The sequence below is a fragment of the Salinivibrio sp. PR6 genome (assembly GCF_001995955.1).
Taxonomy (GTDB): domain Bacteria; phylum Pseudomonadota; class Gammaproteobacteria; order Enterobacterales; family Vibrionaceae; genus Salinivibrio; species Salinivibrio siamensis.
Window position 1 is genome coordinate 1 of sequence record NZ_MUFA01000011.1, and the last position, 19882, is coordinate 19882.

Here is a 19882-nt window from a genome sequence, read left to right on the forward strand (position 1 = left end):
AGCAGCCGTTACTCACCCGTCCGCCGCTCGACGTCCAGTAAATCCACCGAAGCTTCAATACTGCCGTTTCCGCTCGACTTGCATGTGTTAGGCCTGCCGCCAGCGTTCAATCTGAGCCATGATCAAACTCTTCAATTTAAGTTTTGGTGTTTGCTTTCCCAAAAGGAAAGACAAACGGCTCGATAAATACTGTTTTGTTCGCCTCTTACGAGACAAACGAATTGACTGTGCCGAACAACTGTAAAAGTTGTCGCTTGGTCACTCAGTTCATCGAATAAATCTTGTTGTCTATTCTCAACGAGTGCCCACACAGATTGCATAGGTCAAATTGTTAAAGAGCGTTGACTTGCGAAGCGTTGCTTCGCTTGGTCAGGGCTGCGTATCTTACGCGCCTTGCCGTTAAAGTCAAGAAGAAATTTTATCTTTTATTTTCAACCCGCCGGGTGAAATAAAACCTCTTTTTGACTCCCCTAACGCTTGGCGTTAAGTAGGTCGGGCATCTTAATCTTTTAAAAACTCACGTCAAGCGTTTATTTTTATTTGATTTTTTGCCTCGACATGGCAGTAAATCGCTTGCCGTGTCGATGTGGGGCGTAGTATAGCGACGCGGATCACACTGACAAGGGATTTTTACGTTTTTTATTTCGACTGAGCAATAATCCACCTAAAATGATGAATAACCAGCGATTTGAAACATTATTGATACGAGACCTTTACCGCTAGGTAACGCTGGCTTGTTTTCTTGGTCTTTTTCACGACATGCATTGCCGAAATGTTGTCATGTCATCACTTTAATCGTTCTATTTAATTACGCTTATGAAATCACCAGTTAATTTTGCTTTAGTCATCTGCATCGCCGTCCTTGGCGCAATTATTGTCAGCCTGATGGACGTCAGCTCACCCGCACTCACGTTTGCTGTGGGTGCGATACTTAGTGGCCTGGCTTGCCTATATCTTCCTTTGCCCAACTTTATTCAGCCAGAGCAAGCACCATCTACATCTACCTCGTCGAGCGAAAAAGAAGAAGAGTCTCCGCAAAGTAAAACGCTATACGTTGGAAACTTGCCTTATCGTGCGAATGAAAATGATGTACGCACGCTGTTTAGCGAACATGGAGAAGTGTTTGCCGTTCGTCTAATGAAAGACAAGCGGACGGGGAAACGCCGAGGGTTTGGTTTTGTGGTGATGGCCGCCGGGCATGCCGACGATGCTATCAATGCGCTCAATAATAATGTTTATGGTGAGCGGACACTTAAAGTCCGTGAAGCGAATGAGCCAAAAAAGCAGGCGAATAGCTGACATCCGTAAAACCTATCGATCGGATAAAGTCCGCCAAGGCATCGGCTTTAATAGGGGTTGCCGTCGCATAAGCGCAATGCTTCGACGTCGCTGCGGTAGCCCTTGCGTCGCTATCTAGACTCACCAGCGAGACCACGCGACGCGCAATCGCCTCTCCCGAATCAATTAAGTGGACTTCATCCCCCACCACTGATTGAATTTCATCACGCAGTAAAGGGAAGTGAGTACAGCCGAGCACGAGGGTATCGACGGTTCCTTTAAACGGACGCAATATCGCCGCTAGATCTTGCTGGTTCACCGCCTCACCCCGGAGTTTGCGCTCTGCCATATGCACGAGTGCCGTGGTACCGACTGAGACTACCTGGCAATCTTTGGCAAAGTCCGCCACTAATTGTTCGGTATAAGGGCGGGCGACGGTGGCGGGTGTTGCTAATAAACCAATCGCCTTTTGCTGACTCATTGCGGCCGCAGGCTTGATCGCGGGTACAACTCCCACGACCGGAAGCGCCAACTGCTGACGGAGCGTGGGTAATACCAGCGTCGATGCTGTATTGCATGCAATGACGACGATATCAATATCATGATGCGCACACACAGCGCGCACTTGAGCCGCCACCCGTGTGACCAAGCGCGTGTCATCTAACTCACCGTATGGAAAAGCTTCGTTATCGAACAAATAGGTGTAGTTAGCGTCAGGAAGCTGCTCTCGTACCGACTGGTAAATCGATAAGCCACCCACACCAGAGTCAAAAATCAAAATATTGGGCTGCGCCATGGGACACTCATGCAATCAATAACGCCCTTATCATAACGACAAGGGCGTGAAGAAAGCTAGTTTCGCCGAGAAGCAATCACTAGTACTGATAGTCCAACGTCATAAAATAGGCGCGCTCAGCGGCAGGATAACCACCCGCAGTCTCGTACTCTTTATCAAACACATTATCGACTTTGCCTTTCACGGTCAGGTTATCGGTCGCTTGATAGGATGCAGTGACCGACCATAGGCTATAGCTTCCCAACATCTCTCCACCGGAATAATCCAGACGGTCACCTTGATACTGCCACTGAGTACCGAGCTGCAGTCGCTCCCATTGGTACGACGCATCCCATTTCGCCACCCGTTTGGCGCGGCGTGCGAGCTGCTCACCGGTGTTATCCTTTTTGGGATCTTTATACGCCAACGAAAGCTGGTTATGGAGTGATGCCACATCAAAGTTCGCAATGAGCTCAATACCCTTAATCGTTACCTCACCAATATTGCGATTTTTCTTGGCCTCTGCATCCCAATCGATCATATTATCGATATTGTTAATATAGCCTGTGAGTGACCAATCAACGTCAGCCGTTGCTCCACGCAGCGAAAGCTCCGTATTTGACGACTCCTCCGGCTTGAGCGTTGCATTACCGCCCCATCCGTAAAGCTCAGTCAGACTTGGTGCCTTAAAAGCAGTGCCGTAGCTAGCGACCAATTGATACCCTTCCGCTATCGCAAGACCCGCACTCGTCTGCCACGTCGTATGCTGTCCGTATTGTTCGTTATCATCCGAACGTGCGCTTGCCTCAATAGATAGCGCTTCTACTGGGCTAAATTGCGTTAAAAGGTAAGTGCCCAGGTTATCGCGCGGATTGATTGCAATATCATCGGAGTTGGTAATCAAGCTGCCTTCATTAAAGGTGTCTTGTCGATAATCCACACCGCCACCAAGCAGCCAATCCTCCGTGGCTTGATACTGGAGTCCCAACGAGGTAGAGACTTGCTCAACATCTGAGGTTTTATTGTTTTTACGGTCACTGCCAGGACTGTAGTCGAAGTTTTCTTGTTGGGAGATTTCTGCGCTGAGTGTTGCACTCCAAGCATCAGAGCGATAGTTCAGCGTGCTGGCCAGTGTTTGGCTTTCTAACCAACCATGTTTTAAGCTACCAAAATTATCGTAATCGTACTCATTCTGGTACCAGCGCCCCGTCACATCGGCCGACCAAGATGTATTCCAGCGATGACTGTATCCAAGCTGCGCATTGCGGCCGGTAAAACCATGCTGATCTCCCCGGTTGCTCGCCGTTGGATGAACATTGTATCCATCATTCGACTCATACCCAGCAATACCAGAGAAGTGACCGTTATCGCCCAATTTTGTTGCCCATGCGCCACTAACAGCATGATGATCCAAACTGCCCACGGTCGCAGAAACATTGGCTCGCTCTTTATTGCTTTTGGTGATGATATTGATCACCCCACCGATCGCGCTCGACCCATAAAGTGTGGCGCGTGCGCCGCGAATAATCTCAATACGCTCGATACTGTTTACTGGGATCTGATTAAAATCCACCGAGCCTTTGATGGATGACGCCATACGCATGCCATCAATCAAGACTAAAGAGTGGTCTGATTCCGTGCCGCGCATAAAAATAGAGGCAATTTGTCCACGGCCCCCACTTTGCGCAATCTCAATGCTCGGCACCGTACGCAATACATCGACAAGGCTTCGCGCCTGCAAGCGCGCAATGTCTTGACGCGTCAAAATGGTTGCTGATTGCAATACCGAGGCATCGGACTGCGCAAACCGACTGGCGGTCACCACCACCGTTTCAGTGTTTTGCTCGGCCCACGCGGCCGCAGGGAATAGTGACGTCGCCACCAGGCTCGCCACAATCTGTTTGTTCATTGGATCTTCCTTCCTAATCGCGAGAATAGGCAGCACTGTGCTGCGAGTGTGGGCTGTATTCGGACTTAAGAGCATGGCTTTCGCCGCCTACTGCTAACGACTTCCCATCGCATACCATCAATCGGTATTGGCGACAGTGTCTGGCCTAAGGCCGGTTAGGGTCGTTCTCTAATACCGCTGCGCGTCAGTTGCGGGCTCTCACCGCATTCCTGTGACCCGTCACATATTGCAAGACAGGATCACTTTCCCACGCCTGGATATTAGCCATCTAGATGGATATTGTCCATTAATAACCTTATTGAATAAGGGAGAATCGTGAGCAAGGGTGGACATGGCTGGGGATTTGTCTAAAATCTGCGCTCATTTTCCAATCGCTGAGGCAGCCATCATGACCAAGGCTCACACCGCCGTTGACTACGACACACAGCTTGCTGAGAAAGTCCAACGACTCAATGCACAACTCACGCCGTTTCACGCACCTGAGCTAGAGATCTTTCGCTCACCGGAAACCCACTATCGGATGCGCGCAGAGTTTCGGGTATGGCATGAAGGCGACGACTTGTATTACATCATGTTTGATCCTGCGACCAAGCAGAAGTACCGGGTCGATACCTTTCCTGCCGCGAGCCGCTTAATCAATGACCTCATGCCGCTATTAATGGAGGCCATCAAGCCCAACGACGCCTTGCGACGTAAACTGTTCCAGGTTGATTTCCTCTCCACCTTAAGCGGTGAGATCTTGGTATCGTTGCTCTATCATCGCCAGCTAGACGAAGAGTGGGACAGCGCCGCGCAAGCGCTTAAACAACGTTTGAACGATGAGGGCTTTAATCTCAATTTGATTGGCCGTGCGCGCAAGCAAAAGAAAGTGCTAGACCGCGACTACGTTTTAGAAAAGCTCAATGCCGATGGACAGACGCTGATCTACCAGCAAATTGAAAACAGCTTTACCCAACCTAACGGACCCGTAGCGGAGAAAATGCTGGAATGGGCCATTGATTGCACCCGCGATAGCCAAGGTGATTTGCTGGAGCTGTATTGCGGGAACGGCAACTTTTCCCTCGCCTTGGCGAAAAACTTTCGCCGCGTTCTCGCCACCGAGCTGGCGAAACCCTCAGTGCAATCGGCGCAGTACAATATTGCCGCTAACAACATCGACAATGTGCAGATTATTCGCATGTCTGCCGAAGAATTCACTCAGGCGATCAATGGCGAGCGCGAGTTTCGCCGCTTAAAAGATCAAGGGGTGACACTGAGTGACTATCAGTGCAATACCATTTTTGTCGATCCCCCGCGTGCGGGCATGGATGATGAAACCTGCAAAATGGTGCAAGGTTACGATCGGATTTTATATATCTCCTGTAACCCTGAAACTTTAGCCGAAAACCTAGAACGCCTCAGCCAAACACACCGCATTAGTCGCTGTGCGCTGTTTGATCAATTCCCGTTCACCCACCATACCGAAGCCGGGGTGTGGTTAGAGCGCAAATAGTCACGGCAAGCAAGCTCGGATAAACGTAAAAAGGCGTCTTCTCGACGCCTTTTTTGGGTTTCAATCACAGCTGTTTTAGAGGCAATTAGACGTCAGAGGCGGTATCGTTTTTCGCTTTGCGGCTGAAAAAACCCAGTTTGTGGCCGACCCAGAACGCCAGTGCCATGGCAACCAAAATCGAGAAGAAGTTGCCGCCCAGCTCTGGCATTTGCATACGAATAAACGCTGAATAGCCAAATGCCCCCACCAAGAAGCAGGCAAACGCAATCAGCGGCGTGCCTTCCGTCAGTGGCTGGCGTTCGTGAAGTTGGTAGCAAGCGTGCACGGCCAGTACAAACGCAAGAATGGGAAAAATAGAAAATGCCACACCACTGACGAACAGTGTCGCGAGTGTTGCACTTCCACAAATGCCGGTAACCAGTGCCAGCAGCAAAAATTTACGTTCTGATTTCACTTGCTCGTGTTCCATGTCTTCACCTGTTTTATGACAGTTTTTCCTGTAAGGCTCGCCGCTCACGGTCTTTTCGATACCAGTAAGCTCCCTTGGCTATCATGCGCAATTGTAACACCATTCGCTCTGCCAATTCTGCGCGGGCGTGAGGGTCAAGATCAAGCGCTTCCGCACCCATATTGAAGACCAAAATCACACACGCTTCTGACTGATTGTACGCTTCTTCATAGGTGAGCTGCGTACGAGATTGTAAATACTCGGTCAACTCAGCAACAAAATGTTGTATTTCCCTTGCCACGGCGGCACGAAACGCCGAAGAGGTGCCTGAACGCTCGCGCAAAAGCAACCGAAACACATTTGGGCTGCTCTCGATAAACTCCATAAAGGTTTCGACCGAAGTACGCACCACACTGCCTTCAGCCGCTATCCGCTGACGCGCCTGACGCATCAGTTGACGGAGCAATAACCCGCCCTCATCAACCATGGTTAACCCCAGCTCATCCATGTCTTTAAAGTGGCGGTAAAAAGAGGTGGGCGCGATTCCCGCCTCTCGCGCCACTTCGCGCAAGCTGAGGCTGGAAAAACTGCGCTCAGCACTGAGCTGGCTGAACGCCGCATCAATGACAGAACGGCGCGTTTTTTCTTTTTGTTGTGCTCGAATACCCATCGCACTCTATCCATGGACACCATGCTGCCACTATACGCAATTTTAGCGTTTAAATCAGCCAATCCAGGCAGTGTTCCCCATCGCGGCGGCGCGGATTTGAACACAGATTTGCTCGCGAAAGTTAACCTTACGGATAATAAGCGTTAAACTGGTCATAAATAGATGTTGCAATAATGAAAATAAGGTCTGAACCCTATGAGCAAGTCGAGCCCTCGCCCGCAAGATCATTTTGATGCGATCGTGATAGGTAGTGGCCCCGGTGGTGAAGGTGCCGCCATGGGCTTATCCAAAGCGGGTAAGCGGGTGGCAGTGATTGAGCGAGAAAGCACCGTTGGCGGTGGCTGTACCCATTGGGGCACCATCCCGTCTAAAGCACTACGCCACACTGTCAGCCGGATCATTGAATTCAATCAAAGCCCTATCTACACCCAAAACAGCAAGAGTATCCACAGTACTTTCTCACACATTCTCAGCCATGCTGAATCGGTCATAGGCAAACAAACCCGTATGCGCCAAGGGTTCTATGACCGAAACCAATGTACCCTGCTCCATGGTAGCGCCGAATTTGTCGATGCGCATACCTTAACCGTGCATCACAGTGATGGCAGCGCTGATACCTATACAGCCGATCACTTTGTGGTTGCTACCGGCTCTCGCCCTTATCAACCCGCTGATGTGGATTTTTCCCACCCACGCATCTACGACAGTGACTCCATTTTGTCGTTAGCCCATGACCCGCGCCACGTGATTATTTATGGCGCAGGCGTGATTGGCAGTGAATATGCGTCTATTTTCCGTGGGCTCGGGGTCAAAGTGGATTTAATCAACACCCGTGATCGCTTGCTGTCGTTTTTGGACAACGAAATCTCTGATGCTTTGTCTTATCACTTTGGCAGCAGTGGTGTCATGATCCGCAATGATGAGACCTATGAGCGCATTGAGGGCACCGACGATGGCGTGATTGTGCACCTGGAGTCAGGCAAAAAAATGAAAGCAGATTGCCTGCTGTATGCCAATGGCCGCGCAGGCAATACCGATAAACTCAATTTGTCCTCGGTCGGCCTTACACCTAACTCGCGTGGGCAGCTCGACGTTGATAGCGAAAGCTACGCAACAGAAGTAGGGCATATCTATGCCGTCGGTGATGTGATTGGTTATCCTAGCCTTGCCAGTGCCGCTTATGATCAAGGGCGCGTGGTGGCCGAAGCCATTTGCCAAGGCAACGCCAACGTGCGCTTGATTGAACACATCCCCACGGGGATCTATACCATTCCAGAAATCAGCTCAGTGGGTAAAACCGAGCAAGAGCTCACCGCAGAAAAAGTCCCGTATGAAGTTGGCCGATCGCTATTCAAGCACTTAGCACGCGCGCAAATCGCGGGGATGGATGTCGGCAGTTTAAAAATCCTTTTCCACCGCGATACCCGCGAAATATTAGGCATTCATTGCTTTGGCGAGCGCGCCTCGGAAATCATTCATATCGGCCAAGCGATTTTTGAGCAAAAAGGCGAAGGGAATACCATCGATTATTTTGTGAATACCACCTTCAACTACCCGACCATGGCCGAAGCTTACCGGGTGGCAGCCCTCAATGGCTTAAATCGTTTGTTCTGAACCGGTCATAAAAGAAAACGGCACCTGGCGGTGCCGTCAATCATTACGATGCCTGCAGTATCGACGACCACGCGAGCGACTCATCCCCCAACACAATAAAGTTAGGGTTCTGTAATGAGTCCCGTTCGTTGTACGATAAGGCCCCCAGCTCTGTGCTCAGAATACGTCCACCCGCTTGCTCAACAATGCATTGGGTAGCGGCAGTGTCCCACTCCCCCGTCGGCCCTAGGCGTAAATAACAGTCGACCGCGCCTTCTGCGACCAAGCAGGCTTTGAGTGCCGCGGAGCCTAATGGCACCAAATCATAATTAATTTCAGGTGCCAGCTTTTCGGTGACCGCATGAATATCTTGACGGCGACTGATGGCGATAGAGAGTGAGGTAATCGTCTCTTCTCGCTTCATTGTCGAGATGCGATGCATTTCGCCATCTGGGGTGATTTTCCAGGCCCCTTTGTCTTGGCAAGCATAGTAGGTCACCCCGGAGACGGGGGCATAGACCACGCCCATGACGGGATGGTTGTCCTCCACCAGCGCGATAATAGTGGCGAAGTCACCACTGCCTGCAATGAACTCTTGGGTACCGTCGAGGGGATCAATCAACCAATAGCGCTGCCATTGCTGACGGTCGCTTAATGGCACACCACAGTCTTCTTCTGATAATACGGGGATGTCTGGCGTCAACGCGGTGAGCTTTTCCGTGATCAGCTTATGTGCCGCCAAATCAGCACTGGTTACTGGGGTTTGGTCACTTTTAGTGATCGCTTCAAAATCACCGTCTTGGTAAATATCTAAAATAACCTGACCCGCAGAGCGAGCAATATCAATCACCTCGGGTAACAACTCAGGCAATGCCATGCCTCACCTCTCAGATTGTAAGTACTTCAGCGCCATCATTAATGCGGTGATACTGCGCGCTTCACAAAAATCACCGTGGGTGAGTAACTCTTCCGCTTGGGCAAGTGGCCAACGAATGATTTCAAGCGGTTCAGGCTCATCCCCTTCCAAGCTTTCTGGATACAAATCACGTGCCAACATCAGCGTCATGCGGCTAGAAAAGTACGACGGTGCCAGAACAACCTCTTTCAGTGGCACTAGCTCACGGGCACCTTGCCCAATTTCCTCTTTCAGCTCCCGCACCGCCGCTTGCTCGGGCGCTTCACCCGGATCAATCAGTCCTTTGGGAAAGCCTAGCTCATACTGTTCTGTGCCTGCGGCATATTCGCGTACCAGTAAGAGATCGCCCGATTCGGTCACCGGCACCATCATCACAGCATTACGCCCCGACGGTTTCATCCGCTCATAGGTACGCTCGACGCCATTACTAAAAATCAGTTCCAGCGACTCCACTTTAAACAAGCGAGAAGTGGCGACCACCTGCTTAGACTGAATGTAAGGAAGTTTACGCTGCGTCATATCGTGATTTGCCACCCTTTTTGATAAGCCTATCAGGCCTTGTTAGCCGCGAAAAGAAAAGCGATAGCGTCCTTGATTATCCGGTGCACCCAACCAAGAGAGAGGTGCTTTCATCGGCTCAGGATAGGCCGGCCCCGGCTTCAGCCATCCTGACACAGAGTATCGCCCAGACGGTGTAATTGACAATGAAAACTTATTACTCAACGAGGGGGAATCGCCTTGACCCTGCGCAGCGACACCTTGGCCATCACAGGCGAGAGAAGCACGCAATGGAATATCATTGAGCCGCCCTGAGGGCAGGGTGAGTCCGGCCTGCTGCCACTGAATCTGCCCCGCTAACTGCTGACACCCTGACTCGGCCAACACCGCCTCGCGTACAATCACATCAAGCCGGCCATCAATCGCCACACTCGGCGGTAACGCCACCGAACGGGTCAGCAGATGCGCGGGAGCAGAGAGCAAGGTTTGAGAAAGCGTTAGCTCGGTGCCATTAAAGCCCACCACGCTTTTACCACTGACACCTTGAGGGCTTTGGACCTTTATCGCGGCTTCCAGCGTGGCGCTGGTCAATAGCTGGTGCCAATGGAGATCCCATTGTATTGGGCCGACAGCCTGATCTTGCCAACGCAGTTGCCTGACTTGCCCCTGCCACACGGTGCCGTTGATCCCACTCAGCTGTAGCTCGGCCGGCAAAGGCGCTAAGCGCAGTAGTGTTGCTGGGGCGTGCACTATCGCACTCACAACGAAAACCAATACACACCCCATCCCTATCAGCGTTTTCTTCCACATCGTTTACCGCTCCAGCTGCAGTCGGGTTACTTGCACCACACCGGCCGTATCGGTCGCTTCAGTGCTCAGGCGAGCGACTTGAATGCCATGCAGCTGAGAGAGTTGCTCGATCCACCGTAGTAATTGGTTAAACGGTAGAGGTTCGAGCCCCAATTGCACGCTGTCCTCCCCAGGCTGCAACCGTGTAATGGTAAGATTAAACTCACCCGCACTGGCCGCGATCACTTGGTTGAGCGGTTGGCTTCGACTGGCCACTGCTTGGCGACTGCGTCCAGACTGTGAGCGCAATTGCATGATGTGATTGCGCTTTTGTTGTAGCTCATTGTAAACCTTTCGCTCACTGACCAATGCGGCGCGCGCTTGCTCCGCCTGTGCCTGTATCGGCACCACGATGCCCCAATACAGCAAACTTAACAGCAGCACTCCCGCCGCAATCAACACGAGCCGTTGCTCGCGCAAGCTGATCGACTGCCACTGAGTCTGAATACGTGCGATCATGATTGGCTCCTTAGGGTAAATTCACCGCTGACCGTCTCACCACTGCGATTAAGCTGCCCCAAGTCTGTCGCATAATGCTTACTCAAGGTGGCACGTAAACGCTCAAACTGCGCGAAATCATTGCCGGTTGCTCGCAGTATCAAGGCTTCTCGATTGGCTTGGTAGCGCAGCGCCTCGAGCTCGATACCAGGCACATCTTCCAGTAGAGGAGCCAGTTCGACCAGCCAGGGTAAAAGCGCCGCATCATGTTGTTGGTTTTCTAGCCGAGCTATCTCTGCATCCATTTGCCGCACCATGTATGAGCGCGTCGGGATCCGCTCGTACTCGGGCAAGGTTTGGCGAAAAAGGGCTTCACTTTGTCCCCGTAATGCGCGGGCTTGCTGCTGGGTGTCACGAATCGACAGCCACTGTTCGACGCCAAGCAATCCAGCCATGGCGATCAACAGACAGGCTGCGGGCAAAAAGGGTCTAAGTGTCTGCTTGGTTTGGCTTTGAGGGCGATATCCGCCGGTCAATAGGTTTGCCGTCACGCCATGACTCTGCACCGCTAATAGATGCATTGCGTGATCTGACTGCCACTCGACAGGGAGCGGTAACGCGCTTAAGGGATTATCAGCCTGTGGCTTGTCGTCGCCATAGCCTTTGATAGTGAGAGAGTCGGGCTGCTCAGGTGACAGGGTTTCCTCACTGTCTTGGCGGTGTTGCCACCAAGTCTGCACCCAAAAGGCGAGCCAGTCCGCCGAGCCTACCACGCCTTGATTTGCACTAAAACGGCACAGCCACTGTTCATCCAATGCCAAGAGTGAGAGCGAATCAGACGACCAAGGTACACAAAGCACATCGGGGATCCACTGGCGGGCATCAATGCCTGCCTCATCCAGCGCGTGTTGCCAAGCTTGCATTTGCTGGTGCGCTACCACGGCGACATGTGCGGTGTCTGCCTGGGTGTCAACAATACTCACATGTACTGCTTCCACCTCTTCCGCCAAGGCTTCCTCGAGCAAGTAAGGCACCACCTTGTCACGTTGGCGCCTTGAGCCTGGGGGCAATGTTACCGAGGTTAATGTCAGCCACGTGCTGTCCACCAGCACCACCACTCGCCGCGTTTGTGCTTGCTCGGTTAACGCTGACAGTTGCTGACAACTGCCGCTCTCAACCACTTGGTTATCACTGGCACGAACCTGCGCCCAATAAATGGGCTGGCTGGCATCACTGATCCTTATTATCAGTCGCTCGCTCACGCATTCCTCCGAACCGACGGCGCAAAACAGAAACCTCGCCATCGTCTTGATAGTGCAATAGTGCCTGGATGTGACGTTGGGCAGAGGCCACCTGCACATCGGCTTGTAATAAAAAGAACTCGCTGGTCACGCTGAGATGGGACACGACTCGCTCTCGCTCGGCGTCATCAAACTCGGTGAGGTTCAAGGTGTCGATAAACGCGGCCACACTTTTCCACCCTTCCTCCGGGCGCTGGGCAATCACCTGCTGGGCTTGTTCCACCGGTAACGCGGAGGTAAATAGGGCTGAAAGCAAAGGCGCTTGCTTCTCGGTTAAGGTATTCACATTGACCTTAAGCTCAGCGCTAGGCAAGGCGCAAAGCTGAGGCGAGGCGCGCCGAAACACATCACCATTAACCCCGCGCACCGCACGCCACTCACTCACATCGGCCAGCAAAGCATCCGCCGTCACATACGCAGGCTGCACGCTTTCATAATGCGCATCTTCCGCCCCGAGAGACTGATCCAGCTGATTGTTTTCATCAATAAAATCACGGCTTGCCTGAGCAATCACATCCGCTTGATAATCCTCTTCCACATACTGCCCCACTAGCGCCCGTAACACGGTGACCTCATAAGGGGTCGCCCCACCCACTTTGGCGCCACGTAGCTGTAAACTATTGAGGTTAAAACAAGCGCTCGCATCTTGTAAGTGTCCACTTACTTTTCCGCCATCCAGCGGAAAGGTTCGAGCGGGCTCTGCCCAGGTTTGACTTAAGTTCACCGTTTCACTGCCTGCTAAGCTCTCGCGCAATACCGATGCCGCCAAGCCTTCAACCGCATTGCCAAACCAATACGCTTGCTGAAAATGCAGCTGGTTTTCGGCGCGGTGGTAGTTGGTGTATAACCGCGCCGCCATGCTTCCGGCAATCGCGGTCATCAGCGCCATGATCATCATCACCACCAAAAGGGCGGCGCCCTGCTGACGATTCATTGTGCCTCCCGCTGCAGTGGTGCCGGCAAGGTTTGCCCAGCCACGAGATAAGTGCGCACTAACCGGCCATAGCGGGGATGGGTAAAGCGCACTTGAACGGCTTTCGGCAATGCATGTTTGGTATCAAAACTGTCTTGCCAATCCTGTTTGACGTAGAAGCGAAAGGTCAAATCATCAATATCACTGAGCAGCGTCGCCACCGCGGGTTCATCACTCGCGGCTTGGTCTGGGTAACGCCAGCGCAAGCGTTCCAGCTTGCCATCTCTCTGACGGTACCCGACCGCTACCACTTCTCCGCGTGGAAAGCGCATTTGTGGGTTAATCCAGCCCGTGCGGGTAAAGCGCACGCCCATCCCATCACTTTGTAATACCTCTGAACCCGCGATCAGCAACTGCTCTGTTGGCGCTTGTCCTTCGACCCGCTGACGTCTTGCCGCCATTTGACGAAAGTCACTGTCCATGATCACCAACGCGCGCTGCAGCTTCTGTAAGGTCTCACCCACCTGCTGAGACTGCTCGTCACTGCGCTGCACGGTTTGCAGTACTTGGTATGCGGTCAGACTAATGCTGGCGAATACCACTAACGCCAACAGCACTTCCAATAAGGTAAATCCTCGTTCAACGCGTGGCGACATAGGTCCTCACCGTCACTAACGGGTTATCGGTCTCTGCGGCGGCAGCCACTGACATATCAACCGCACGTAACTGGCCCGTTTCTGTGGCGACTGGCACCAACTGCCATTGCCATTGTTGCCCCGCCATCTCGGTGGTGCCTTGTGTGGCTTTATCTGGCACCTTAGCGCTGAGCACCACCTCGGCGAGTTGATTATCCGCCACCATCGCGGCTAAGGTTTTTTGTTCTAAGCGACTCAGTGAGCGGGTGTGTTGCCCAGTGGCTTTCATCACACTCAGCGCCGCCACGGCAAAGATCGCCACCGCGACTAAGACCTCAAGCAAGGTCATTCCCTGCTGCGAGTTAGCGCGTACTAACATCATCACCCTCTCCTGCACGCTGCCAAGTAAACTGCGCCAGTTCATTCGCTTTGAGCTGCCAGACCGCACGGCCATCTGTTTCAACCATCAGGGTAAACGGTGTCAGCTCACCATTGGGCAGTAGCCAGATTTGCGGTGGCGCCACCGCCTGCTCATCGTCTTCGTCAAACAAATCCTCAAACAGCGGCTTATCCTCGAACAACCTATCTTGTTGCTGCCAACCAAAGCCATCCATGGTTAAGACAAAGCGGCTTTGCTCTGGCAGGCGGCCTTGGGTCGCCCAGCGGTCACTGCTAACAGGTTGCCATTGCTCTTGTCCCAACACTAAAAGTTGATAGCGCTGTTGTTCGATACGCACGCCATAGGTGCGTCCTTCCAACCAACTTTGCTCTGCCCACAGCTTCATCCGCTGATACAGTGCTTGCCCGGCTTCTTGTGTGCGAGTGTCCGCGGGCTCAGGCATCACCATTATCACGCCTGAGGTGCTCACCGCGACGATGACGACCACCAGCAGGATCTCTAATAAGGTAAAGCCGGCCGCTTGACGCATGTTATTGCAGCTCGTTGAGGTTCCAGTTACCAATGTCTTGGTTAACCCCTTCCCCACCTTCTTGGCCATCAGCGCCTAAAGAAAAGATATCAACAACACCGTGCTCGCCTGGGCTGACATAGCGATAGTCATTGTTCCACGGGTCTTGCGGCAGACGTTTGATGTAACCTTGCGCGGGGTAGTTACGGGGGACCGGATCACTTTGTGGCTGGGTCACTAGCGCGTCTAAGCCTTGATCGGTGGTGGGGTACTGATTGTTATCCAATTTGTACATATCCAGCGCATTTTCAAGCGCACTGACATCCGCCACCGCTTTTTTCACCGCGGCTTTGTCTTTGTTGCCCAGCAAGTTTGGGGCAACAAAGCTGGCTAGCAGGCCAATAATCACCACCACCACCATGACTTCGAGCAACGTGAAACCTTGTTGACGACGCATTTCTTTCTCCTTGTTAAAATTCATAAAATCACAAACCGACCATGTCATTCATGGCAATAATTGGCATCAAGGTGGCCACCACGATAAAAAGCACTAACCCGGCCATCATTACAATCATTAACGGGCCAAATACTCCCAGGGCAACATTGACTTGCGCCTCAAAATCTTTGTCTTGGTTATCGGCTGCGCGTGAGAGCATCGGCTCCAGCTCGCCACTGCGCTCACCGCTAGCAATCATATGTAGCATCATGGGAGGGAACAGCCCTGACTGGTCGAGCGCAACACGTAAGCTAGCCCCCTCGCGCACTTTATCGGCCGCTTCTAATACCCGCTTGCGCACATATTGGTTAGTGATCACTTGCGCAGCGACCTTGATCCCATCCAACAATGGGATTGCGCTGGCGGTACAAATCGCCAATGTCCGAGCAAAGCGTGATGTGTTCAATCCGCGCGCCACTCGACCCAGTATCGGTAACGCGAGCTTTTGCTTATCCCAGGCAAGACGACGCTGGGTGTCTTTCAGCAATAGACGAATCCCCATACTGACAAGAACCAGCCCACCGACCACCCACACGCCCCACTGAGTGATAAAGTCACTGGCGTTTAAGAGAAATTGGGTTGATGCGGGCAGTGATTGCCCCGTTTGGACAAATTGACCGACGATATCAGGTACCACGGTGGCCAACAGGAAGGCGACAATCAGTACCGAGAAAAATGTCAAAATCGCCGGATACAGCATGGCTTGCAACAAAGTGGCTTGAATGCGTTGACGGTTTTCCACATAGTCCGCAAGGCGCTCGAGGACGGTGCCCAAGTGGCCCGCTTTTTCACCGGCTGAAATCATCGCCCGGTAGAGTTCGTCAAAGACATTGGGGTAATCCGCCAACGCATCGGCGAGTGTATACCCTTCCATCACTCGCGCGCGCACACTGGTCATCATGTTGCCAATTCGCGGCTTCTCGGCCTGCTCTGCCACCGCTTTTAAGCACTCTTCGAGAGGCATCGCCGCCTCAATCAAGGTCGCCAACTGACGGGTGATCAGTGACAGCTCCTGGGTGCTAATACCGCGCCCGCGCTGACGAAAAAGCGGCTGAGAAGCCGAACTTTTTTGTGTCGCACGCTTACGGGTAGTGGCCTGGACATCGAGGGGAGTAAAGCCCTTGTCGCGCAATTGTTGCCGCGCTTGGCGTGCCGTATCGGCTTCAATCACGCCCTTGCGTTTGCGCCCTCGCGCATCCAGTGCTTGGTAGTCAAAGGCAGCCATTAACTCTCCTTGGTCACTCGCATCACTTCTTCCAGGGTGGTTTCCCCGTTCAGCACTTTGGCCAAGCCGTCATAGCGGATACTGGGGCTTTGCGCCCGCACCGCCTCCTCGATGGCATGCTCACCGGCATCATGGTGAATCAGCGCTTGTACCTTCTCATCCACGGTCAACAACTCATGGATCCCGGTACGGCCGCGGTAGCCTTTTTGGTGACAATGCTCGCAACCACTTGGTTTATATAAGGTGATGGTTTCGCCTTGATTGGCAAGCCCCACATCTGCAAACAATTGTTGCTGCGTTGCGTCGGCTTGATAGGGCACTCGGCAGTGTTCGCACAGGGTACGGACCAAGCGCTGCGCCAATACACCAAGTAGCGATGATGAAAGCAAGAAAGGCTCAATCCCCATATCGCGCAAGCGCGTCACCGCACCAATGGCAGTGTTGGTATGTAATGTGGACATCACCAAATGGCCAGTCAGGGAGGCTTGAACCGCAATTTGCGCGGTTTCTAAGTCGCGAATTTCCCCCACCATCACCACGTCAGGATCTTGACGCAACATCGCACGCAAACCGCGGGCGAAGGTCATATCGACTTTCGGGTTGACTTGGGTCTGGCCAATACCGGCCAGATCGAACTCGATCGGATCTTCAACGGTGAGGATATTCCGATCCTCACTGTTAATGGTTTGTAACCCTGCGTATAAGGTGGTGGATTTCCCCGATCCGGTCGGCCCGGTGACCAGTAAGATACCATGAGGCTTGTGAATAAGGGCTCGGAAACCTTGGTGAAGCGCTGGTGCCATGCCAAGTTGGGCTAAATCAAGTTGTACGGCATTCTTATCGAGTAAACGCATCACCACACGCTCACCGTGTGATGAAGGCATGGTCGACACCCGCACATCGACCGCACGGCCACCTATACGGACTGAAATACGACCATCTTGCGGCACACGCTTTTCGGCAATATCCAGCTTGGCCATGACTTTCACTCGAGAGACTAACAGCGGCGCCAGTTTTCGACTCGGAGAGAGGACTTCTCGTAACACACCATCAACACGGAAACGAATCGATAACGCATGCTCAAAGGTTTCAATGTGGATATCAGACGCACTTTCTTTGATCGCTTCCCCCATCATCGCGTTTATGAGCTTGATGATCGGGGCATCATCTTCTGATTCCAGCAGGTCTTCACTTTGAGGCAACTCCTCCGCGAGAGAGAAAAAATCATCACTGTCTGCATCCGCGCCAATATCGGCCATTAGCTGTTGAGCATCTGCGCTATCGCGTTGATACAAACGGGTGAGATGTTGGTCAAAGTCACTGTCTGACACAATTTCAGGGGCACAACTTTTTCCTAACACCCGTTGAACCTCGGCAAGGGTGTTCGGTGTCACAGACGACAAGCACAGTAGGCGTGCAGGCTCAGTGTCATTGAGTAATATCACCCCATGACGGCGGGCAAAGCCAAAAGGCAACTGCCAACGAGCGTCCGGATCTCGGCTGAGCTCTGTCGCGCGATCACTCATCCTGCTAGCTCCGCTTTTAGCGCGCGTACCTCGGCAGGCATCACTGCCTCGCTGTTGTAATCTGGCAGCACCGGCTTTTCGGCATCCGGCATCAGCTTCACGCCGTCTTGTGCCCGTAACAGCTGCTCAGCTCGAATATAGTTGTACTTACGCTGCGTCACGCCATCCGCTGTTAAGCCGGTACGAATAATGGTCGGCTTGATAAACAGCATCAGGTTCTTCTTTTCAGTCTGGGTCGAGGTCGACTTAAACAAGTGACCTAACACGGGAATATCTCCCAGTACAGGGACCTTGGACTCACTCTCTACCGTGCGTTCATCAATCAAACCACTTAGCACAATCATCTGTTGGTCGCCTACCATCACGGAAGTGGTCAACTGGCGCTTGCCAAAGCGCACATCCACAGCACCGCTCGCGCCAAGTACGTTAGACACCTCCTGCTCGATATCCAATAGCACCGCCGATCCTTCATTGATTTGAGGGGTCACCTTCAGCTTGATGCCAACATCTTTACGCTCGACCGTTTGGAACGGGTTATCGTTATTCGAGCCAGTTTGCGAGCCGGTGATGACGGGTACCTCTTCCCCCACCACAAACGAGGCTTCTTGGTTATCCAGTACCATCAGATTGGGCGAAGACAGAATATTGGATTCATTGTTCGAGGCCACGGCCGTCACCAATGCCGTCCAATCGCCCATGATCACCCCAGCCGCGAGGCCATTTAGCCCCCCCAAGACTTCATTGAGCGCCGAGTAATCACCCGATTCCGTGATAGGTACTTCGTAGCTATCGCCATTGCTATCAAATCGCGTTTCCGTGCGCGTGGTATCTTCGGTCGCTTTTTGTCCCGTCAGATAATTGGTCACACCGACGCCAGTGTTGTTGAACTGAATGCCCCCGTTTTCGAGCGACCCCCATTGCACCCCTAAATTGGCCCCATCGGATTCGGACATTTCCACAATCAGTGCTTCAATCAAGACTTGCGCACGGCGAATATCAAGCTGAGAAATCACGCTCTCTAAGGTTTTCAATATATCGGGCGGCGCGGTGATCACTAGCGCATTGGTCCCCTGGTGGGCAGAAATCTGCACCGTCTGTTGTGTCGACCCTGGCTTGCTCTTTTTCTCTTTTTCTTCCAGCAGATTATCCGACACTCCTTTGAGCACATCGACCACCTCGTCCGCTTTGGCATAACGCAAGTAAATCACTCGGCTATTTCCGGTCGTCGCCATCTCTTTGTCCAACTGTCGGATCAGTTTTTTCACCCGCTCACGCACTTTTGGCTCGCCCGAAACCAAGACCGCATTTAGACGCTCATCGGCGACAATACGCGGCTCAAGCAATTCAGGGCGCGTGTTGGCATTGTCCCGCTCATTCAGTGCATCAACAATACGCACCATTTCAGCGGCAGAGGCGTGCTCTAGGCGCACGACCTCAACCTCTTTATCACCGGCTTGGTCAACACGTTGAATAATATCGGTTAAGCGATTCACCACCGCTGCACGTCCGGTAATCATGATCACATTAGCCGGATCGTAGTGCACCACATTGCCGGCACCGGCATTGTTGATAAGCTGGCGTAAAAGAGGGGACAGCTCACGCACCGAAACGTTTTTTACTGCGACCACACGCGTGACAACTTCATCGCCCACCACGTTATCGGCTTCACCCACCACAGGCACGGGCGACGTTTTGGCATCTTTGTCGCGTACCACCTTGACGACACCGTTATCCATTTCCACCACGGCAAAGCCATATACTTCCAAGACATTGAGGAAAAATTGGTAGTACTGCTCTTCGGTCAACGTGTTGTAGCTACGTACGTTAACTGTACCTCTCACGGAGGGGTCAACAATGATGGTCTTTTCTAGGTTACGACCCACAATTTCAATAAATTCCTGAATATCAGTGCCTTTAAACGATGCACTGAATTCAGCCGCGCTCGCCGACAGTCCAGAAAAAAGAAAAGTCACAGCGATGAAATAGGGGATCAGTCGTTGCCTTAAATTCAC

General features: G+C 52.5%; 20 protein-coding genes, 1 rRNA gene and 1 riboswitch. Of the genes, 3 read left to right on the forward strand and 18 right to left on the reverse strand.

Annotated features, from left to right (window positions below; all coding sequences use genetic code 11):
* A 16S ribosomal RNA gene (locus BZG72_RS16315) occupies window positions 1-138 on the reverse strand; the annotation flags it as partial.
* 678 nt (window positions 139-816) lie between these two features.
* On the opposite strand from BZG72_RS16315, the gene BZG72_RS10340 reads away from it, so the two are divergent.
* The gene (locus tag BZG72_RS10340) at window positions 817-1299 is read left to right on the forward strand and encodes an RNA recognition motif domain-containing protein (protein ID WP_046074421.1); all 483 of its coding nucleotides are present in this window, start codon (window positions 817-819) and stop codon (window positions 1297-1299) included.
* Here BZG72_RS10340 and murI read toward each other — a convergent pair.
* Together murI and BZG72_RS10350 are read right to left on the reverse strand one after the other, a co-directional pair.
* Window positions 1253-2074, reverse strand: coding sequence for a glutamate racemase (gene murI / locus BZG72_RS10345; RefSeq protein ID WP_077666742.1), 822 nt, complete (start codon window positions 2072-2074; stop codon window positions 1253-1255). The two genes, BZG72_RS10340 and murI, sit on opposite strands and share 47 nt — an antisense overlap.
* A 79-nt stretch (window positions 2075-2153) precedes the next feature.
* Window positions 2154-3962, reverse strand: a complete 1809-nt coding sequence (locus tag BZG72_RS10350; RefSeq protein WP_077666743.1) for a TonB-dependent receptor domain-containing protein — start codon at window positions 3960-3962, stop codon at window positions 2154-2156.
* A 34-nt stretch (window positions 3963-3996) separates the two neighbouring features.
* Window positions 3997-4224, reverse strand: a riboswitch (cobalamin riboswitch).
* 126 nt (window positions 4225-4350) lie between these two features.
* Between BZG72_RS10350 and trmA the strand changes: the two genes are divergently transcribed.
* The gene (gene trmA / locus BZG72_RS10355) at window positions 4351-5454 is read left to right on the forward strand and encodes a tRNA (uridine(54)-C5)-methyltransferase TrmA (RefSeq protein WP_077666778.1); all 1104 of its coding nucleotides are present in this window, start codon (window positions 4351-4353) and stop codon (window positions 5452-5454) included.
* Between the two features lie 85 nt (window positions 5455-5539).
* Here trmA and BZG72_RS10360 read toward each other — a convergent pair whose 3' ends face one another.
* Window positions 5540-5923: a YijD family membrane protein gene (locus tag BZG72_RS10360; RefSeq protein WP_046074424.1), complete on the reverse strand. Its 384-nt coding sequence runs from the start codon at window positions 5921-5923 to the stop codon at window positions 5540-5542.
* Window positions 5924-5936: 13 nt separating this feature from the next.
* Complete coding sequence (fabR, locus tag BZG72_RS10365; protein ID WP_046074425.1) at window positions 5937-6572, reverse strand: HTH-type transcriptional repressor FabR; 636 nt, start codon at window positions 6570-6572, stop codon at window positions 5937-5939.
* 195 nt (window positions 6573-6767) lie between these two features.
* Here fabR and sthA point away from each other — a divergent pair, with 195 nt between their 5' ends.
* Complete coding sequence (gene sthA / locus BZG72_RS10370; protein WP_077579507.1) at window positions 6768-8186, forward strand: Si-specific NAD(P)(+) transhydrogenase; 1419 nt, start codon at window positions 6768-6770, stop codon at window positions 8184-8186.
* Between the two features lie 43 nt (window positions 8187-8229).
* Here sthA and cysQ read toward each other — a convergent pair whose 3' ends face one another.
* The 13 genes from cysQ to gspD are packed head-to-tail and all read right to left on the reverse strand — an operon-like array spanning window position 8230 to window position 19864.
* Window positions 8230-9042, reverse strand: a complete 813-nt coding sequence (gene cysQ / locus BZG72_RS10375) for a 3'(2'),5'-bisphosphate nucleotidase CysQ (RefSeq protein WP_046074427.1) — start codon at window positions 9040-9042, stop codon at window positions 8230-8232.
* Window positions 9043-9045: 3 nt separating this feature from the next.
* Window positions 9046-9600 (reverse strand): ADP compounds hydrolase NudE, encoded by a 555-nt coding sequence (gene nudE / locus BZG72_RS10380; RefSeq protein ID WP_046074428.1) that lies wholly within the window; start codon window positions 9598-9600, stop codon window positions 9046-9048.
* Window positions 9601-9642: 42 nt separating this feature from the next.
* Window positions 9643-10389: a type II secretion system protein N gene (locus BZG72_RS10385; RefSeq protein ID WP_077666744.1), complete on the reverse strand. Its 747-nt coding sequence runs from the start codon at window positions 10387-10389 to the stop codon at window positions 9643-9645.
* A gap of 3 nt (window positions 10390-10392) precedes the next feature.
* The gene (gene gspM / locus BZG72_RS10390) at window positions 10393-10887 is read right to left on the reverse strand and encodes a type II secretion system protein GspM (protein ID WP_077666745.1); all 495 of its coding nucleotides are present in this window, start codon (window positions 10885-10887) and stop codon (window positions 10393-10395) included.
* Window positions 10884-12128, reverse strand: coding sequence for a type II secretion system protein GspL (gene gspL, locus BZG72_RS10395; RefSeq protein ID WP_158075468.1), 1245 nt, complete (start codon window positions 12126-12128; stop codon window positions 10884-10886). Before gspL ends, gspM begins: the two co-directional genes overlap by 4 nt.
* On the reverse strand, window positions 12097-13101 hold the full coding sequence (gene gspK / locus BZG72_RS10400) for a type II secretion system minor pseudopilin GspK (protein WP_077579504.1): 1005 nt from the start codon (window positions 13099-13101) through the stop codon (window positions 12097-12099). Before gspK ends, gspL begins: the two co-directional genes overlap by 32 nt.
* Entirely contained in the window at window positions 13098-13736 is a 639-nt protein-coding gene (gene gspJ, locus BZG72_RS10405) for a type II secretion system minor pseudopilin GspJ (RefSeq protein WP_077666747.1), read from the reverse strand. Before gspJ ends, gspK begins: the two co-directional genes overlap by 4 nt.
* On the reverse strand, window positions 13720-14097 hold the full coding sequence (gspI, locus tag BZG72_RS10410) for a type II secretion system minor pseudopilin GspI (protein ID WP_227486554.1): 378 nt from the start codon (window positions 14095-14097) through the stop codon (window positions 13720-13722). Before gspI ends, gspJ begins: the two co-directional genes overlap by 17 nt.
* The gene (gene gspH / locus BZG72_RS10415; RefSeq protein WP_077666748.1) at window positions 14078-14644 is read right to left on the reverse strand and encodes a type II secretion system minor pseudopilin GspH; all 567 of its coding nucleotides are present in this window, start codon (window positions 14642-14644) and stop codon (window positions 14078-14080) included. Before gspH ends, gspI begins: the two co-directional genes overlap by 20 nt.
* Before the next feature lies 1 nt (window position 14645).
* Window positions 14646-15104, reverse strand: a complete 459-nt coding sequence (gspG, locus tag BZG72_RS10420) for a type II secretion system major pseudopilin GspG (protein ID WP_046074434.1) — start codon at window positions 15102-15104, stop codon at window positions 14646-14648.
* 4 nt (window positions 15105-15108) lie between these two features.
* Window positions 15109-16344, reverse strand: a complete 1236-nt coding sequence (gspF, locus tag BZG72_RS10425; RefSeq protein WP_077666749.1) for a type II secretion system inner membrane protein GspF — start codon at window positions 16342-16344, stop codon at window positions 15109-15111.
* Complete coding sequence (gspE, locus tag BZG72_RS10430) at window positions 16344-17870, reverse strand: type II secretion system ATPase GspE (protein WP_077666750.1); 1527 nt, start codon at window positions 17868-17870, stop codon at window positions 16344-16346. Before gspE ends, gspF begins: the two co-directional genes overlap by 1 nt.
* Entirely contained in the window at window positions 17867-19864 is a 1998-nt protein-coding gene (gene gspD, locus BZG72_RS10435; protein ID WP_046074493.1) for a type II secretion system secretin GspD, read from the reverse strand. Before gspD ends, gspE begins: the two co-directional genes overlap by 4 nt.
* Window positions 19865-19882: the final 18 nt, after the last annotated feature.

Bases quoted from the DNA above. Each gene is read 5' to 3' on its own strand.
- nudE (WP_046074428.1), bottom strand. From the start codon at position 9,600: ATGACGCAGCGTAAACTTCCTTACATTCAGTCTAAGCAGGTGGTCGCC.
- BZG72_RS10340 (WP_046074421.1), top strand. From the start codon at position 817: ATGAAATCACCAGTTAATTTTGCTTTAGTCATCTGCATCGCCGTCCTT.
- gspJ (WP_077666747.1), bottom strand. From the start codon at position 13,736: ATGTCGCCACGCGTTGAACGAGGATTTACCTTATTGGAAGTGCTGTTG.
- BZG72_RS10360 (WP_046074424.1), bottom strand. From the start codon at position 5,923: ATGGAACACGAGCAAGTGAAATCAGAACGTAAATTTTTGCTGCTGGCA.
- trmA (WP_077666778.1), top strand. From the start codon at position 4,351: ATGACCAAGGCTCACACCGCCGTTGACTACGACACACAGCTTGCTGAG.
- gspE (WP_077666750.1), bottom strand. From the start codon at position 17,870: ATGAGTGATCGCGCGACAGAGCTCAGCCGAGATCCGGACGCTCGTTGG.
- BZG72_RS10350 (WP_077666743.1), bottom strand. From the start codon at position 3,962: ATGAACAAACAGATTGTGGCGAGCCTGGTGGCGACGTCACTATTCCCT.
- gspM (WP_077666745.1), bottom strand. From the start codon at position 10,887: ATGATCGCACGTATTCAGACTCAGTGGCAGTCGATCAGCTTGCGCGAG.
- sthA (WP_077579507.1), top strand. From the start codon at position 6,768: ATGAGCAAGTCGAGCCCTCGCCCGCAAGATCATTTTGATGCGATCGTG.
- gspF (WP_077666749.1), bottom strand. From the start codon at position 16,344: ATGGCTGCCTTTGACTACCAAGCACTGGATGCGCGAGGGCGCAAACGC.
- gspI (WP_227486554.1), bottom strand. From the start codon at position 14,097: ATGATGTTAGTACGCGCTAACTCGCAGCAGGGAATGACCTTGCTTGAG.
- murI (WP_077666742.1), bottom strand. From the start codon at position 2,074: ATGGCGCAGCCCAATATTTTGATTTTTGACTCTGGTGTGGGTGGCTTA.
- fabR (WP_046074425.1), bottom strand. From the start codon at position 6,572: ATGGGTATTCGAGCACAACAAAAAGAAAAAACGCGCCGTTCTGTCATT.
- cysQ (WP_046074427.1), bottom strand. From the start codon at position 9,042: ATGGCATTGCCTGAGTTGTTACCCGAGGTGATTGATATTGCTCGCTCT.
- BZG72_RS10385 (WP_077666744.1), bottom strand. From the start codon at position 10,389: ATGTGGAAGAAAACGCTGATAGGGATGGGGTGTGTATTGGTTTTCGTT.
- gspG (WP_046074434.1), bottom strand. From the start codon at position 15,104: ATGAATTTTAACAAGGAGAAAGAAATGCGTCGTCAACAAGGTTTCACG.
- gspH (WP_077666748.1), bottom strand. From the start codon at position 14,644: ATGCGTCAAGCGGCCGGCTTTACCTTATTAGAGATCCTGCTGGTGGTC.
- gspK (WP_077579504.1), bottom strand. From the start codon at position 13,101: ATGAATCGTCAGCAGGGCGCCGCCCTTTTGGTGGTGATGATGATCATG.